At 40.5% G+C, this 16575-nt stretch carries 16 protein-coding genes and 1 tRNA gene; 7 read left to right on the top strand and 10 right to left on the bottom strand.

Annotated elements, in window-relative coordinates; translation table 11 throughout:
• Positions 1-220 precede the first annotated feature (220 nt).
• The 6 genes from rplA to deoC all read right to left on the bottom strand — a co-directional run bounded on the left by rplA (position 221) and on the right by deoC (position 3613).
• Positions 221-925 carry a 50S ribosomal protein L1 gene (gene rplA, locus CWC11_RS10755; RefSeq protein WP_024600086.1) on the bottom strand — a complete coding sequence of 235 codons (705 nt, stop codon included), beginning with the start codon at positions 923-925 and terminating at the stop codon, positions 221-223.
• Between the two features lie 3 nt (positions 926-928).
• The gene (gene rplK, locus CWC11_RS10750) at positions 929-1357 is read right to left on the bottom strand and encodes a 50S ribosomal protein L11 (RefSeq protein WP_002958879.1); all 429 of its coding nucleotides are present in this window, start codon (positions 1355-1357) and stop codon (positions 929-931) included.
• A 214-nt stretch (positions 1358-1571) separates the two neighbouring features.
• Positions 1572-2129 (bottom strand): transcription termination/antitermination protein NusG, encoded by a 558-nt coding sequence (gene nusG / locus CWC11_RS10745; protein WP_058549281.1) that lies wholly within the window; start codon positions 2127-2129, stop codon positions 1572-1574.
• 4 nt (positions 2130-2133) lie between these two features.
• Complete coding sequence (gene secE, locus CWC11_RS10740; protein WP_058549280.1) at positions 2134-2511, bottom strand: preprotein translocase subunit SecE; 378 nt, start codon at positions 2509-2511, stop codon at positions 2134-2136.
• A gap of 132 nt (positions 2512-2643) precedes the next feature.
• Positions 2644-2720, bottom strand: a tRNA-Trp gene (locus CWC11_RS10735).
• Between the two features lie 149 nt (positions 2721-2869).
• Positions 2870-3613, bottom strand: coding sequence for a deoxyribose-phosphate aldolase (gene deoC / locus CWC11_RS10730; protein WP_138682688.1), 744 nt, complete (start codon positions 3611-3613; stop codon positions 2870-2872).
• Positions 3614-3896: 283 nt separating this feature from the next.
• On the opposite strand from deoC, the gene cysG reads away from it, so the two are divergent.
• Genes cysG through cysQ form a run of 6 tightly spaced genes read left to right on the top strand, consistent with a single transcriptional unit; the run spans position 3897 to position 10854 of the window.
• Positions 3897-5324, top strand: coding sequence for a siroheme synthase CysG (gene cysG, locus CWC11_RS10725; protein ID WP_104643439.1), 1428 nt, complete (start codon positions 3897-3899; stop codon positions 5322-5324).
• Between the two features lie 48 nt (positions 5325-5372).
• On the top strand, positions 5373-6272 hold the full coding sequence (cysD, locus tag CWC11_RS10720; protein ID WP_104643440.1) for a sulfate adenylyltransferase subunit CysD: 900 nt from the start codon (positions 5373-5375) through the stop codon (positions 6270-6272).
• Entirely contained in the window at positions 6272-7696 is a 1425-nt protein-coding gene (gene cysN, locus CWC11_RS10715; RefSeq protein WP_138682687.1) for a sulfate adenylyltransferase subunit CysN, read from the top strand. The genes cysD and cysN overlap by 1 nt, the downstream gene beginning before the upstream one ends.
• Before the next feature lie 31 nt (positions 7697-7727).
• The gene (locus CWC11_RS10710; protein WP_138682686.1) at positions 7728-9452 is read left to right on the top strand and encodes an SLC13 family permease; all 1725 of its coding nucleotides are present in this window, start codon (positions 7728-7730) and stop codon (positions 9450-9452) included.
• 29 nt (positions 9453-9481) lie between these two features.
• On the top strand, positions 9482-10078 hold the full coding sequence (gene cysC, locus CWC11_RS10705) for an adenylyl-sulfate kinase (protein ID WP_089346424.1): 597 nt from the start codon (positions 9482-9484) through the stop codon (positions 10076-10078).
• A gap of 5 nt (positions 10079-10083) precedes the next feature.
• Positions 10084-10854 carry a 3'(2'),5'-bisphosphate nucleotidase CysQ gene (gene cysQ, locus CWC11_RS10700; protein WP_138682685.1) on the top strand — a complete coding sequence of 257 codons (771 nt, stop codon included), beginning with the start codon at positions 10084-10086 and terminating at the stop codon, positions 10852-10854.
• A gap of 72 nt (positions 10855-10926) precedes the next feature.
• Here the strand turns inward: cysQ and CWC11_RS10695 are convergent, their stop codons facing one another.
• Both CWC11_RS10695 and CWC11_RS10690 read right to left on the bottom strand, forming a co-directional pair.
• On the bottom strand, positions 10927-12330 hold the full coding sequence (locus CWC11_RS10695; RefSeq protein ID WP_138682684.1) for a KAP family P-loop NTPase fold protein: 1404 nt from the start codon (positions 12328-12330) through the stop codon (positions 10927-10929).
• A gap of 232 nt (positions 12331-12562) precedes the next feature.
• A complete protein-coding gene (locus CWC11_RS10690; RefSeq protein WP_138682683.1) occupies positions 12563-13360 on the bottom strand; it encodes an alpha/beta fold hydrolase in 798 nt (265 codons plus the stop codon).
• Positions 13361-13801: 441 nt separating this feature from the next.
• Here CWC11_RS10690 and CWC11_RS10685 point away from each other — a divergent pair, with 441 nt between their 5' ends.
• The gene (locus CWC11_RS10685; RefSeq protein WP_138682682.1) at positions 13802-15085 is read left to right on the top strand and encodes an aromatic amino acid transport family protein; all 1284 of its coding nucleotides are present in this window, start codon (positions 13802-13804) and stop codon (positions 15083-15085) included.
• Between the two features lie 65 nt (positions 15086-15150).
• On the opposite strand, the gene speD is transcribed toward CWC11_RS10685, so the two are convergent.
• Both speD and CWC11_RS10675 read right to left on the bottom strand, forming a co-directional pair.
• Entirely contained in the window at positions 15151-15963 is an 813-nt protein-coding gene (speD, locus tag CWC11_RS10680; protein ID WP_058549267.1) for an adenosylmethionine decarboxylase, read from the bottom strand.
• A gap of 88 nt (positions 15964-16051) precedes the next feature.
• Complete coding sequence (locus CWC11_RS10675; protein WP_104643447.1) at positions 16052-16465, bottom strand: OsmC family protein; 414 nt, start codon at positions 16463-16465, stop codon at positions 16052-16054.
• Positions 16466-16575: the final 110 nt, after the last annotated feature.

The raw sequence follows: 16575 nt of genomic DNA, 5'->3' as shown, positions 1-16575 counted from the left end.
AGGATTAGGAAAAATCTATCTGGGGATTCACACCGTCTACGTAGGTAAACATTAAGGCCGAAACCGCCTACGGTCTTGGACGGAAGCCCAATTTATCGCTTTGCCAAAGGCGCACCGAAATTATGGACTTCAACCCGAATTCTTTACTTTGCCAATTAATAAATTAATCAACAAAATGGCGCGAAATTATAGTACAAATTTCACGCCATGTAAACACCAATTAAGCTACAACTGTGCTTAAAGTGTTTTGGTCAACAGAAACACCTGCGCCCATTGTTGTAGAGATAGTTACTTTTTTCAAGTAAACACCTTTAGCTTGAGAAGGTTTAGCCTTCTTAAGTGCAACAATTAGTGACTCAAGGTTTTGTTGAAGTTGCTCAGCAGTGAAATCAACCTTACCGATAGTAGTATGGATGATGCCATTTTTGTCATTACGGTAACGTACTTGACCTGCTTTAGCATTTTTAACTGCTTCTGCAACGTTAGGCGTTACAGTACCAGTTTTAGGGTTTGGCATTAGACCACGTGGGCCTAAGATTTGACCTAGTTGACCAACAACACGCATAGCGTCTGGTGATGCAACAACAACGTCAAAGTTCATCTCGCCTTTTTTAACTAGCTCAGCAAGATCTTCCATGCCTACTAACTCAGCACCGGCTTCTTTTGCAGCTTCTGCATTAGCGCCTTGTGTGAATACAGCAACACGAACGTCACGGCCAGTACCGTTAGGTAGTACAGTTGCACCACGAACGTTTTGGTCAGATTTACGAGCATCGATACCAAGGTTAACAGCAACGTCAACACTTTCTACGAATTTAGCTGTCGCTAACTCTTTTAAAAGAGCAACTGCTTCATTGATTTCGTAATCTTTAGTTACTTCCACTTTTTCGCGGATAGTACGCATACGTTTAGTTAATTTAGCCATTTCTTAGTCCTCTACGTTCAAGCCCATCGCACGCGCAGAACCTGCGATAGTGCGAACCGCTGCGTCCATATCGGCAGCTGTAAGGTCAGTTCGTTTTGTCTCAACAATCTCTTCAAGTTGAGCACGAGTTACTGTGCCTACTTTATCAGTGTTAGGACGGCCTGAGCCTGACTTGATACCAGCAGCTTTCTTAAGTAAGTAAGCAGCAGGTGGCGTTTTCATGTCGAACGTAAATGAACGGTCACCGTAAACAGAGATCACTACAGGAACTGGAGCGCCTTTTTCGATAGACTCTGTACGTGCGTTAAACGCTTTACAGAATTCCATGATGTTTACACCGTGTTGACCTAGTGCAGGACCTACTGGAGGACTAGGATTAGCCATACCAGCGGCAACTTGTAGCTTGATTAGAGCTTCAACTTTTTTAGCCATTATAAATACCTCATTTGGTGGGTCTTAGCCTTGTGCGCGCGAGGACGCGTACTCTAACGGCTTCCCAGTTTAAAAATTGGTTTCGTACTTTTTGTATAGTAAAAATAAATTTTTACCTTAATACAAAAAGGCCGCTGATTATAAGTTAATCAGCGGCCTTTTTCAAGCTTCGTGCCAAAATTTATAAAAACTCTAGCGAAGCTTTTTTAATCAATTACTTATCTTGTTCAACTTGACCAAATTCAAGCTCAACCGGCGTAGAACGACCAAAAATAAGTACAGATACTTTTACGCGGCTCTTTTCGTAGTCAACTTCTTCAACCACACCACTAAAGTCAGCAAATGGGCCATCAGTAACACGAACCACTTCGCCTGGTTCAAATAATGTAGCAGGTTTAGGTGCTTCAGCATTTTCTTGTAGACGGTTAAGAATGCGTTCTGCTTCTTTAGAGCTAATAGGCGCTGGACGGTCAGAAGTACCACCAATAAAGCCCATAACACGCTCAGTGCTGTTAACTAAGTGCCAGCTAGCATCGTTCATATCCATTTGTACTAGTACATAACCTGGGAAGAATTTGCGCTCAGATTTACGCTTTTGACCAGCGCGCATCTCAACAACTTCTTCAGTTGGTACTAATATTTCACCAAAGCTCTCTTCAAGACCTTCGATTTTAATATGTTCAGTTAACGTTTGTGCCACACGCTTTTCGTAACCCGAAAAAGCTTGAACTACATACCAACGTAACTTAATTTCTTTGTTCTCATCCGACATGGGATCAGATCTCCAATCCAGTTAAAAAGCCTACAGCGCGGAATAAAATGCCATCTAATCCCCAAAGGATAAGCGCCATAATCACTGTTGCAACCATTACAATTAATGTCGTGTGGGTAGTTTCTTGACGCGTTGGCCAAATTACTTTGCGTACTTCAATACGAGCTTCTTTAGCAAAAGCAAGGAAAGTACGTCCCTTAAATGTTTGCGAGGCAATACCTAAACCAGCTGCTATTGCAATTACAACGCCAATAGCACGTAGTAATACAGACTGATCTGCAAACATGTGATTACCAACAACTGCGCCTGCAAGTAGCGCGATAGCTACTAACCACTTTACTGACTCCATCGCACTTGATGGTGTTTCTACATTCGTGCTCATAATATTATTACCCTAACTACAGACACAACAACCCTACGCAATGGCAGGGTTAATCCATTAAAATCTAAACTTAAAAACAGACTTATTTAAACCGATTTTTAACCCCAGACTTACTCAACTTACAAGTAAAAATGGCAGGGGCGGAGAGATTCGAACTCCCAACCGTCGGTTTTGGAGACCGCTGTTCTACCAATTGGAACTACGCCCCTGCAAAGTGGATGCCTATTATACTTACGCAAATCATTTACACAAGCCTAAAAGATACCCACATAGGAAAATCTAATTAATTAATTCCATTATTGTTTCGCCTGCCAAACATTTACCCTCTTATTTAAAGGCATGGTGCTTAATTTACTGTTTATTTTTCTAATACTTTATACACATCACTTAATAAGCTTGAGGCACCAAACCTAAAGGTATCAGCCTGTAAGTAGTCATCACCCATTATTGAACGTGTTAGTGCTAAATAGTCCTTTGCATCGGCTACTGTTTTAACGCCGCCAGCAGCTTTAAAACCAACTACTTCACCCGATTGTTTAATAGCACTAAGCATTACTTTTGTTGCTTCAAGCGTTGCATTAACAGCCACTTTACCTGTACTGGTTTTTACAAAGTCGGCACCACCTTGAATAGCTAAGTTAGTTGCTTTAGTGATTAACTCATCCGTTTTTAGCTCGCCGCTTTCTATAATTACTTTTAATTGAGCTCGTGCAGCGCAGGCTTTTTTGCTTTGCTGTATATATTCAAGCACGGTACTTTCATCGCCGGCAATAAGTGCTTTATAAGGTATAACTAAATCGATTTCATCGGCGCCGCGTTCAATTGCAATAAGCGTTTCGTTTATTACGTCGCTAAGCGGTGCATCGCCCGTTGGGAAGTTAGTAACCGTGGCTACTTTAACGTGGTTAAGCTCTCGTGCGGCTAACGCAATTTTTGCATCGTCCACAAAATCGCTGTAAACACATACCGCTGCAGGCGTACCTAACGTGGGATTTATGCTATTTATAAGCAGCTGAATATCGCTCGTAGTATCTGAGCTATTTAAGCTCGTTAAATCCATAAGTGATACAGCTAATTGAGCGTTATCATATTGTTCAGTCATAAGTAATCCATTTATTAAGCAATAAATTAGTGTTACTGCCATAGTAACAAATTAACGTAATCTCGCTATAGCTCATAACCAAACACTATAAGCTTGTTATTTTACTTGTAACTCCCCGCAATCCCTTGTTAACTAAGTCTTAGGACTAAAAAGGCCACCAATTATAACTTTTAGTTATATCAACTTGGTTTTAATTATTTTTTACTTATTGATAGCCGCTATATTCTGCCCATCAGAATAAAGCGTTTTCTTATATTTGAATTTGTTTAGGGGTGTTATAAACGTGCAGTATTTACCTATCTTTACCAAACTCGACAACAAGCCAGTTTTGGTTGTTGGCGGTGGAGAGGTCGCATTACGCAAGTGTCGCGCGTTTTTAAAAGCTCGCGCAAACGTAACCTTAGTAGCACCTTGGTTTTGCGACGAACTAAAAGAGCATGCTCATAATAACGAAGTAACGCTTATTGATGCTTATTTTGATGAATCACACCTTGAAGGCAAAATGCTGGTTATAGCAGCCACTGACCGTGATGACGTAAACAACAATGTATTTGAACTGGCAAACGCACGAAATGTATTTGTGAATGTGGTTGATGACCAACCTAAATGTACGTTTATATTCCCGTCTATTGTAGACCGCGATCCAATAACTATTGCTATATCAAGCGCAGGGACTGCCCCTGTACTCGCACGCCGATTACGTGAAAAGTTAGAGACACTTATCCCTCAACATATTGGCCCATTAGCTACTTTAGTTGGCAGCTTTAGAGATAAAGTAAAACAACGCTTTAAACACTTTGCCGACCGCCGCCAATTTTGGGAAGGCGTGTTTGATTCATCAGTCGTGAGCAAAGTACAAACAGGTAATACCGAAGCTGCACAAGCACAGCTGAACCAAATGCTCGATGCCAAAGCAGAGCCAGAAGGCGAAGTATATGTAGTAGGTGCAGGTCCTGGCGACCCTGAGCTTTTAACACTTAAAGCACTGCAATTAATGCAGCAAGCCGATGTTGTTGTATACGACTACTTAGTGTCTGATGAAATTATGGAATTAGTACGCCGTGATGCCGACCTAGTATGTGTAGGCAAACGTTTAGGCGATCACAGTGTAGCCCAAGAAGATACCAACCAAATGCTGGTTGATTTTGCCAAGCAAGGCAAAAAAGTGTGCCGTATTAAAGGCGGTGACCCATTTATTTACGGCCGTGGCGGTGAAGAAGTACAAGTACTGGCTGCCAACAACGTAAATTATCAAATAGTACCGGGTATTACGGCAGCGGCAGGTTGTAGCGCGTATGCAGGTATTCCGCTTACACACCGCGACCACGCCCAGGCTATACAGTTTGTAACAGGGCACTGTAAAAAAGATGGCCAAGAGCTTGATTGGCAATCGCTTGCTAAAGCGCATCAAACCTTAGCTATTTATATGGGCGTTATTAAATCGCCACATATTCAAGCTGAGCTGTTAAAGCATGGCCGCAGTGCAACTACACCGGTTGCCATTATTGAAAACGGCACCCGTAAAAATCAGCGTGTGGTTACGGGGCAATTAGGTGAGCTTGCTGATTTAATTGAGCGCAACAGCGTTATTTCACCAGCGTTACTTATTATTGGCGAAGTAGCCGCCCTGCACTCGCAGCTAGCTTGGTTTGGCCAAAACGAGCAAACAAGTAGTTTTGCACAGCCGCTAACCGATGTATCAAATACCTAAATATATTTAAATTTGTAACTTTTAATCATTTTAGTAGGACGACTAACAATGGCTTTAACTCACCTTCAGCAACTTGAAGCTGAAAGTATCAAAATCATGCGCGAAGTCGCCGCTGAGTTTGAGAACCCAGTAATGCTTTACTCTATTGGTAAAGATTCGTCGGTACTTTTGCACTTAGCGCGTAAAGCATTTTACCCTGCAAAAATTCCGTTTCCGTTATTGCACGTAGACACCAACTGGAAGTTTCGCGAAATGATTGAGTTTCGCGACCGTATTGCAAAAGAATATGGCTTTGATCTGCTAGTTCACAAAAACCCTGAGGGTATGGCAATGGGTATTAGCCCGTTTGAACACGGCTCAGGTAAACATACCGACATAATGAAAACCCAAGGCTTAAAACAAGCACTCGATAAATACGGCTTTGATGCTGCATTTGGTGGCGCACGCCGCGATGAAGAAAAGTCTCGCGCAAAAGAACGTGTTTACTCGTTCCGCGACAAACACCACCGCTGGGACCCTAAAAACCAGCGCCCTGAGCTTTGGAATACCTACAACAGTCAAGTTAATCCTGGTGAGAGCATTCGTGTATTCCCACTATCTAACTGGACTGAGCTTGATATTTGGCAATACATTTACCAAGAAAACATCGAAATGGTACCGCTTTATTTAGCTAAAGAGCGCCCAGTGGTTGAGCGCGACGGCACCTTAATTATGGTTGACGACGAACGTATGCCACTTGCTGATGGTGAAGTACCGCAAATGAAATCAGTACGTTTTCGTACTTTAGGCTGTTACCCACTTACGGGTGCAGTTGAATCTACTGCTAGCAACCTAACTGAAATTATTGAAGAAATGCTGTTATCTACGTCATCTGAACGTGAAGGCCGTGTAATCGATCACGACTCAGCAGGCTCAATGGAGAAGAAAAAACGTGAGGGGTATTTCTAATGTCTACCAATACTAACGACACAATTAACGAAGTAAAAGAAATTGGCATAGACGCCTACCTAGCTCGCCAACAAGATAAAAGCTTATTACGCATGCTTACCTGTGGCAGCGTAGATGACGGTAAATCAACACTGATTGGCCGCCTTTTGCACGACAGCCACCAAATTTATGAAGATCAGCTTGCTGCCCTTCACAAAGATAACGAAAAAGTAGGTAACGCAGGCGAAGAACTCGACTTAGCCCTACTGGTAGATGGCTTACAAGCTGAGCGCGAGCAAGGCATTACCATTGACGTAGCGTATCGTTATTTTTCAACTGCTAAGCGTAAATTTATTATTGCCGATACCCCAGGGCACGAGCAATACACCCGCAACATGGTAACCGGCGCATCAACAAGTGATGTGGCTATTATTTTGGTTGATGCTCGCTACGGTGTGCAAGTGCAAACTAAGCGCCATAGCTTTATTTGTGACTCGCTAGGCATTAAACAGTTTGTGGTAGCAGTAAATAAAATGGATATCGTTGATTTTGACGAAACCGTTTATGAAAAAATTAAGGCCGATTACCTTAAATTTGCTGAGCAACTTAACGTATCAAACATTAAGTTTGTACCTATGTCGGCGCTTAAAGGCGACAACGTAGTAACACGCTCTGCTCATACACCTTATTACACAGATAAGCCATTACTTGAGCTTTTAGAAGACTCACCAGCGGCAGAAACCGATACCGGTTTTGAAGCACGTTTACCTGTGCAGTACGTAGTTCGCCCTAACTTAAACTTCCGTGGTTTTCAGGGCACATTGGCATCAGGTAAGTTACATGTTGGCGATGCAGTAAAAGTATTACCGTCGGGTAAAACATCAAGCATTAAAGAAATTGTTACATTTAATGGCAACCTAGATCACGCTGAGGCTGGCCAAGCAATTACCGTTACCCTTAATAGCGAAATAGATATTAGCCGCGGTGACGTAATAGTACCTGCCAGCTCAACGGCTACGGTAACTAACCTTATTCAAGCAAAACTTGTGTGGATGCACGAAGCGCCACTTGTACTAGGTAAAAGCTACAACATTAAACTAGGTAGTAAAAATACATCAGCCGTGGTTAAAAAGATTGATCACACCATTGATGTAAATACCCTAGAGCACGGCAAAGCCGACTCACTTCAGCTAAACGAAATCGCCATTGTAACGCTTGAACTAAGCGAAACAATTTTAGCTGACGAGTATCACAACAACCACGAAACTGGTTCGTTTATTCTGATTGACCGCTTATCTAACTTAACGGTTGCAGCAGGTATGATTGAGCAAGTACTAAAAAGCGAAAAACAACAAAGCGATTTTAGCGACTTTGAAGTTGAATTTAATAGCTTAGTACGCAAGCACTTTCCACACTGGCAAGCGCTTGATATTTCAAAACTGTAAGTAAAAAAATGTCTGTTAGGAATTTAAAAGCATGGTAGAACAGCTCGTTTTAACAGGCATTATGCTTACCTTAGTCGGGTGCCTTTTTGGCACCCGCATTAATCCAGCATGGTTATTTGTAAGTGCCATTGGTACAAGCTATTTAACTGGGTTAATTGATCTTGAAAACATGTTAGTAAATTATGCTAACCCGTCACTTATTACTTTGGTATTACTGGTATTAGTGTCGACCGCTATCGAAAAAACCACCCTAATTCAAAAACTATCGCAATCACTATCTAAAGGTAGTTTAGTAAAATCGGTAACAAAACTTGGGCTGTCAACCGCTTTTTTATCGTCGTTTACTAATAACACTGCGGTGGTTGCATCGCTTATTACCGCCATAAAAGATAACCCAAATCACTCTCCATCAAAGCTATTATTACCGCTGTCGTACACCGCTATTTTAGGCGGCACCATTACACTTATTGGTACATCTACTAACTTAATAGTTAATGGCTTTGCTGTAGATGCAGGCATGGCACCTCTGGGCTTTTTTGATTTTACACTTGTAGGCATTGGCGCATTAAGTGTGGGCCTCATTACTATTTTAGTAATGCTTAAATACCTGCCCGACAACGGCAAAAGCGATCAGGAAGTGATTCCTTTTTATCTAGAAGGTAAAGTACAGTCAGGCTCTAAATTAATTGGCCGTACCGTAGAAGAAAACGGCCTACGAGATTTAAAAGACTTATTCCTTGCGGAAATTATCCGTGGTGATGAGCGCATATACGCAGTAACACCTCAACAAATTATTAGGCAAAACGACGTACTGCTTTTTGTGGGTGATATTAAATCGGTGCCGCTTTTAACCCGTTTCGACGGCTTAAAGGTAGTTCACGACAATCATCAAAAAGACATAGAACACTTAGTAGAAGTTGTTGTAAGCCAATCCTCTAAATTTATAGGTAAAACTGTAAAAGAGGCGCGCTTTAGAGAGCAGTTTCATGCTGCAGTTATTGCTATTCGCCGCGGGCATGACCGCTTACAAGGTGGCCTTGGGCAAGTGCAGTTACAAGCAGGCGACTCGCTAATACTTGCACCAGGCAAAAACTTTTACAGCCTGCCTAATTTAAAACGCGAATTTGTTTATATATCTGGGCTCGACTTACAAACGCATTTAGCCCCTAAACAATCAAACATTGTATTACTAAGCTTTGCTGCAGTACTGGGTTTAAGTATTTTTTCGGTAGTGCCACTTGTTAAAGGTTTATTAGTCCTTTTAATTGGCCTAATGCTTAGCGGCACAATAAAGCTTAACGAAGTAAAGCGCCGTTTCCCGCTTGAGTTACTGGTTGTAGTAGGTAGCGCCATTGGCCTTGCCAAATTAATGATAGGCACCGGGCTTGCCGGGCAAATATCTGACGCCATGTTTATGGTACTTGGGGATTTTGGCCCGTACGGCGCGTTTATAGCCATATTTTTAATGACCGTATTATTTACCGAGCTTATTACTAATAACGCAGCAGCTGCGCTTTCATTCCCTGTGGCTTACTCATTAGCGGTTGGTTTTAATGTAGACCCACTACCGTTTATCATGGCGGTTGCCTTTGGCGCATCAGCCAGTTTTATATCGCCATTTGGGTATCAAACTAACCTAATGGTTTATAGTGCAGGTAACTATCGCTTAAAAGATTACATAGTGATGGGCTTACCCCTTTCTATTATTTATTCAATCACGGTATTAACCTTGATCCCACTGGTATTTCCTTTTTAATACCTAGGGCATTTAAAAGAGATTACACAATGGACGAAAATATTGTTTGGCATAACTACGCAACCACTAAAGCGCAGCGTAGCGAGCAAAAAAAGCATAAGCCTGCCATTTTATGGTTTACTGGCTTTTCAGGTTCTGGCAAAAGCACCGTAGCAAATGCATTAGAAGCGGCGCTTAACCAGCAAGGTGCGCACACCTACCTGCTCGATGGCGACAACGTACGCCACGGCTTATGTAAAGACCTAGGCTTTAGCGACGAAGACCGCATTGAAAACATACGCCGTGTTGGTGAAACAGCCAAACTAATGACCGATGCAGGCTTATTAGTGCTTACCGCGTTTATCTCACCATTTAGAGCAGAGCGTGACATGGTCCGTAATTTAGTAGACGACGGCGAATTTATTGAAGTATTTATAGATACCCCACTTGATGTATGTGAAAGCCGCGACCCTAAAGGCTTATACAAAAAAGCCCGCGCAGGAGAGATAAAACACTTCACCGGAATCGACTCAAGCTACGAAATACCTAACAACCCAGAAATAATTTTAGATACCAGTAAAAACACCCTAGACCAATCGGTTACTCAACTGATAACGTATCTAAAACAAAAGCATATTATAGGTTAACCCCAATGAACCAAACCGAGCTACTAGAAGAAACCCTCATCCTTGCCCGTAAAGCAGGCAACGCCATAATGGGGATTTACGAAAAGGACTTTAACGTTGAATACAAAGCCGATGAGAGCCCAGTAACCGACGCCGACTTAGCAGCTCATAAAGTCATTGTGGCAGGGCTTAAACAGCTCACTCCCGACACACCTATACTTAGCGAAGAAAGCGCCGATATAACGTGGGATATTCGCCAAACATGGAAAAGCTACTGGTTAGTTGACCCAATCGACGGCACTAAAGAGTTTATTAAAAAGAACGGCGAATTTACCGTAAACATAGCCCTAATCGAAAACGGTAAACCTGTACTAGCAGTAGTTGATGCCCCAGCACTTGGCGTATCGTACCTTGCCGCAGAGGCCATTGGCGCCTTTAAAGACAAAGGCGATGAGCGTATTGAGCTTAAAGTAACCACTAAGCCTAATAAAGGCCTAATACGTGTTGTAGGTAGCCGCTCGCACCCATCACCGGATTTAGCCGAGTTTGTAAAACGCTTTGACGAGGTTGAAATGGTCTCAAAAGGCAGCTCACTAAAACTGTGTTTAGTGGCTGAGGGCAGCGCCGATATTTACCCGCGCTTAGGCCCAACGTGTGAATGGGATACCGGAGCTGGCCATGCAATTGCCGAAATAGCCGGTGCTAAAGTCACCCAACTTGATGGCAGAGCGCTTATTTACAATACCAAAGATGAATACTTAAACCCGTATTTTATTGTTTCGGCTTTAGAAGGGTAAGAGCAGTTTTGAGTGGTTAGCTATCAGTTGTCAGCAAGACAAGTGATAGCTTAACTACTGTAGTAATTTATTTTAACTATTAAATTTGAAGCTTTCTAGCATTTCTATCCTCTGCTTTAAGCTCTCTAAATTAATTGAATTACGAAACTCGTCAAAACTTTTTGTTAATTGTACTACATCATGTGAATAGCTTTGTTCTTCTTTACTAGCACTTTCATCAGAACTCATATCTTCATGGTACTTTAGCGCTTTTCCAATATTACCTTGGTATCCATCATTTTTTGCTCCAATTAAAGAGCTTTCAATTACTGCGCACACTCTAGAATCTATTGATTTCAAACTAGGGGTTATTGAATGAAGAACTTGAATCAGCTTTTCTGGTGTATCTCCTCCATTAATATACCCACTATAGCTTTCGTAATAGTACTCTTTAGCTACAATCAAAAATGCTAGTAAGTCAGGATGTAGATACACATTTTCCGCTGTAGATTTAACTACTAAATTTACTTTCGCAAATAGCTGCTCTACTTCCCTTAAAGTCAGTTTTTTAGCTTTTGCCAATAGTTTAAAGGTATTTTTTAAGTGATCTTTTTCGTATCTAAATGCTTGGTATTGAGTTCTTTTCTGAAAGAAAATATCAAACTCAAATATTTTATAAAGCTGTTCTATAAATGCGTCTAAATCACTCTCAGGTAAAATATACTCAATATCAATAAACCGCCTAAGATAGCCCATTGCTTCAAACCCTGCACCATAGACCGCTTTAACGCTATGAGAAAGTTGAATTTTGTCCATTGCAATTACGAATACAAGACCTTCAATATCTAAAAGATGTTTTATTCTCTCTAGTAACTCAATTGCGTAAGTAGGTCTGCATCGATCCAATTCATCAATAATAATAAATAATTGGCTTGTAGCTCCATCTTCATTTTTTAAAGCTTTTGATACATTCTCTTTAAAAGAAGTAATAGCCTCTTTACTCTTTGTATAATCATCTAAAAAATCTTTAGATAATCCCTCCGTGAATTTTGCTGCTTCAGCTTCAATTATTTTTTCAGCATCAATTATTCCAGCAGTAGCGAGCTTTACTAGCACGGGTAAACCTTTTTTTAAAATTTGTGCACCTGCACTCTTGGCTTTAACCCATGCCTTACTTTTCTCTTTATCACCTTCAACAAGAGACTCTATTTTTTTATTAACCTCGCCCAGAAATGCTTGCAGTGGATCATTAACGAAATCAGTTTCCCAAGCACTAAAGTAAATTGCCGAACAATCATTTATTTTTAGGTTAGCTTCTAACATCTCCAAAAATGTAGTTTTACCTTGTCCCCAAGGAGCATTTACGGATAAAACTATCGGTGAGCTAATATTTTTTAGGAGTGTAGTAAAGTTTTCGACATGAGGTTTTCGTCCAAGCTTATCATTCTTAAAAGGATCGTTTGGATCAATAATTATCTTATGTGATTTAAATTCCATTTATGTATTCTTCTCCGGTTCCAATATTGAAAGGCCAACTTCATAAAACTAATCTTATATTTACATCAGAAAGCTCTAATGTAAACATTGCTTATCAATTGGGATGTGCAGGAAAACTATGTCCTTCATGAGCAGGTCTTATTTTTAGTTTAAGACGAAAGCCAAAAAAATGACCTAATGCAATTTACTAATTAATTGCCATCAATTGGAAGATTTTTAAAAGCGGTAACCCTTAACGGTTTTGCTGGGCGATAAATGCAAGCGAGTGCTGATTGAATAAGTCTGGGCGTTCCACATTACAAACATGGCCGCAATGGTGAATAGTTTGCAATACGCTATTTTTATGACGCTTTACCATCTCTTTAACAGGGCCAAGGAACATATGATCTTCTTTACCCATAATGTAAAGGATGGGTATATCAATGTCTTTTTCTTTGAAATACTGCATTAAAGGGTTTACGTCCATGGCTAATTTAAACCACTTTATAAACTCTTTTTGGCACAAGCGTTTTGCTTCACGAACAAACAAAAGTCGAGATTCTTTATGGCGCTTTTTCGGCATCATAATAAAAGCAAATAAGCGATACAGCCACATATAAGGCAAGAAGTGTTTAAACGTATTCCCTAAATAAACCAGTGTATTACTGCGAGTATTAAAGCGAGTAACCGCTCCACCTAGCACCATGCTAGAAACATATTGCGGCGCAATTTCAGCAATATTGCGAATCAAAATGGTGCCCAATGAAATACCAACAAAGTGTGCGCTGGGAATGTTGTTATGATCTAGCACATCAATAATGTCTTTAGAGACCTTATTAAACGAGTAATTATTATCAACAAAATTTTGTACTAAGTTATTCGATTTACCGTGACCACGAAGATCTAGCAGCAATACATTATATTCTTTTTTATAGGCTTTAAGTTGGCGAAACCAAATTGCCGAACTACCACCTGCACCATGAACAAATACAACCCATGTTTTACTGGTTTTGTGTGGGAAAATAGTATGAAAAAGAATATCTTTGCTCATTGCAGTTAGCGGCCTGTTTACTTCGTTTGGCATATTTAATTGCAGGAAGTATAACGGAGTTTAGAATAAATCTCTTATGAAGTTCAGATCAATGGCTTCTACTTAACAGATTTTGTGAAAAAACTTTGATTTTTAGTTGAAACCAATAAAAATGGCCTCCCCTATTTTAGCGTTATGAAAACCGCCTATCTTGGCTTTGCTGCAGCATGACTCTATGGCGTATTGGGTTTTGCTACGCTCTAGCCAGCCTATTTAAATTGTAATGAGGTATTGCTGCTGAAGGAGGTTGCTCACTTTTACAGCGCTGTTTCATATTCATGACACTTTTGGTGCAACGGTGTCTAATTAATTAGTCTACAAACCCCCTCAAAACATGAAAGTTTTAGCTAAAAACTATATTCTTGCGCGCGATTATTATTTAAATAATGGATGAGCACACACATGACACCATCACAAGATGCAACGCTTTCAAATGCATCAACAGCAGGTGCACACACACCTTCAAACACACACTCTTCTAAATGGAATCTGCACGATACGCAGTGGACATTAAGCCTTTTTGGTACCGCAGTAGGCGCGGGTATTTTATTTTTACCTATTAACATTGGTATTGGCGGTTTTTGGCCGTTAATTATATTGGCGTGTTTAGCGTTTCCAATGACCTTTTTAGCGCACCGTGGGTTAGCGCGCTTTGTACTTTCGTCAAAAAATAAAGATGCCGATTTTACCGACGTAGTTGAGGAGCACTTTGGTGTGACTGCTGGCAGGTTAATCTCTTTATTATACTTTTTATCTATATTTCCTATTTTGCTTATTTACGGCGTAGGCTTAACCAATACCGTTGATAGCTTTATGGTTAATCAAATGGGGCTTGAGTCGCCATCTCGCGTGCTGCTTTCGGGCGTATTGGTTGCAGGCATGATAAGCCTTATGATGGGCGGTGAGCGAATAATGCTACGTGCATTTGCAATTTTGGTGTATCCGCTTGTGGGTATATTATTCTTTTTATCGCTTTATTTAATACCTAGCTGGCAAATGCCTGATATGAGCTTACCTGAAGCGGGCAACTTTACGAAAACGCTGTGGCTGTCGGTTCCTATTATTGTATTTTCGTTTAGCCATGCGGCGGCTATTTCAAGCTTTGTTAATGTGCAGCGTGGTCATTATGGCAATCAAGCAACTAACAAAGCAGAGGCTATTTTAAAGCGTACTAGCTTACTACTTATTACCTTTGTACTGTTATTTGTGTTCTCTTGTGTGCTGTCGCTTACAGGCGAGCAAATGGCTGCTGCTAAAGCCGCTAACGTATCTATTTTATCGTACCTAGCTAACATCACCAGTAATTCATTTATTGCCACTCTTGGGCCGCTTGTTGCGTTTATTGCTATTACCTCGTCATTTTTAGGTCACTTTTTAGGTGCACGCGAAAGCTTTACCGGTTTAGTAACTAAACAAACGAGCTTAAGTGCAAAAGCAGCCGACAAAATTGGCGTACTCATTATGTTTTTTGCTATTTGGTTTTGCGCGGTTAAAAACCCGAGTATTTTAGACATGATGGATCAGCTATCTGGCCCTATCATCGCGATGATTTTATTTATTATGCCTATGATAGCTGTATACAAAGTACCTGCGCTGAGCAAGTATCGTAATCGCTTAAGCACATTGTTTATATTAGCGGTTGGGTCGCTTGCTGTATTTGCACTTATTTACAGTATGCTTAATTAATAGCAAAACATACCCCATAAAAAATGGCGCTCACTGAGCGCCATTTTTAATTTAAATCGTTGTGCTTATTCTGTGTCTGGCAGGTTACGGCCATAGAATATTTCTTGCATCTCGCGAGTCAATTTAGAGCGAATCTCTTCTTCTTCTTCATCCGATAACTCATCAGTAGAAAGGCCGAATAAATAGGTATTTAAATCGGTTTCTTTTAACATCATTTTGGTATGGAACAGGTTTTCTTGATACACGTTCACGTCCATCATTTGGTACGCTTCTTTGGTATCTTCTGTCATGAAGTTTTGAATTGAGTTAATAGCGTGGTCTATGTAGTGTTTAACACCGTTAATGTCGCGGGTAAAACCACGTACACGGTAGTCAATTGTTACTACGTCTGACTCAAGGCTATGAATTAAGAAGTTTAACGCTTTAAGTGGCGAAATAATGCCACACGTAGATACTTCAATATCAGCGCGGAATGTACAAATACCATCATCAGGGTGAGCTTCTGGGTATGTGTGTACACAAATGTGGCTTTTATCTAGGTGCGCAACAACTGAATCAGGTAAAGGGCCTGGTGCTTCGTCAGCATCGTAATTTTGCTGCTCTTCTACTGGTTCTTCCGAAACCAAAATAGTTACACTTGCGCCTTGCGGTTCATAATCTTGGCGAGCTACATTTAAAATGTTGGCACCAATAATATCAACAACTTCACCTAAAATGTCGGTTAGTCTATCTGCACTGTACTGCTCATCGATATATTCAATATATTCTTTACGTTGTTGCTCGGTCTTTGCGTAGCAAATGTCGTAAATACTAAAGCTTAAACTTTTAGTTAAATTATTAAAACCATGAAGTTTAAGTTTATCGAAGGGTTTGTTCATAATAAACCAACCTATAAATTAGTGAAATCTGCACCTGCAGAATGAAAAGTTCGCGGATTTTATACGAATTTTCCTTATGGAAAAAGCGTTATTTTACCTGATCTTGCACAACTTCGTGGCTATGGGTAATTTCTACTGTTTTATCAAGCATTAAAGCCACCGAACAATACTTTTCCGCAGAGAGCGAAACTGCACGAGCAAGGTGTTTTTCCGACACATTATTGCCTTTAACAACAAAGTGTAAGTTGATTTTAGTAAATACGCGCGGGGCTGTTTCTGCGCGCTCAGCACTTAATTGCACTTGAACATCTGAAAAGTCTTGTTTTGATTTTTTTAAAATGCTCACCACGTCAACCGATGAACAACACCCAACTGACATTAAAACCATTTCCATTGGGCTTGGTGCTGCGCTATCGCTACCACCATCAAAAACAACATTGTGGTTAGAATTAGAACGACCAATAAATGTATCGCCTTCAACCCATTTTACATTTGCTTGCATGTGTATATCTCAAAAAAATATTTTCTTGATTGTATACCAATCTGCATTAATAGGTATATAACAGGCGCACAGTTAGTAAAGGGTACTAACTAACCTGAACTCTGGATAAT

Source organism: Pseudoalteromonas sp. S3178, from assembly GCF_005886985.1.
Lineage (GTDB): Bacteria > Pseudomonadota > Gammaproteobacteria > Enterobacterales > Alteromonadaceae > Pseudoalteromonas > Pseudoalteromonas carrageenovora.
The sequence above is the reverse complement of the archived record's forward strand: the minus strand, read 5'-3'. Positions and strand labels throughout refer to the sequence as shown.